This window comes from Campylobacter concisus UNSWCS (genome assembly GCF_000466685.1).
Lineage (GTDB): Bacteria > Campylobacterota > Campylobacteria > Campylobacterales > Campylobacteraceae > Campylobacter_A > Campylobacter_A concisus_A.
Window position 1 is genome coordinate 1 of the sequence record NZ_ANNG01000142.1, and the last position, 278, is coordinate 278.

The 278-nt window shown below is 32.7% G+C and carries 1 protein-coding gene; it reads right to left on the reverse strand.

Annotated elements, in window-relative coordinates; genetic code table 11:
* Nucleotides 1–278, reverse strand: a 278-nt coding sequence (locus UNSWCS_RS12220; RefSeq protein WP_200862635.1) for a hypothetical protein, incomplete at both ends; no start/stop codon positions are given.

Consider the following 278-nt stretch of genomic DNA (forward strand, 5'->3'; position numbering starts at 1 on the left):
ATATATTTGAAAGAGGTTTTAAATATCTACCAACAACAAAGATCAAAAGTGCTATAACAACGATTATAAAGATGATAGAAGATACAAACTGCGAAACAAGAGTGCTATTTAGGCTATTGTCATAATCACTTATAGAGTTTGCAGAGCAAACAAGCCAGTTAGCTTTGTCATAAGATTCGCAAGCAAGAAGTCTTTCTGTGCCTCTAAGATTATAAGTAAATGTTTTATCGCCATTTTTCTTATACTCGTTTGAGTAGTCATCAAGGATCTTCATAGCT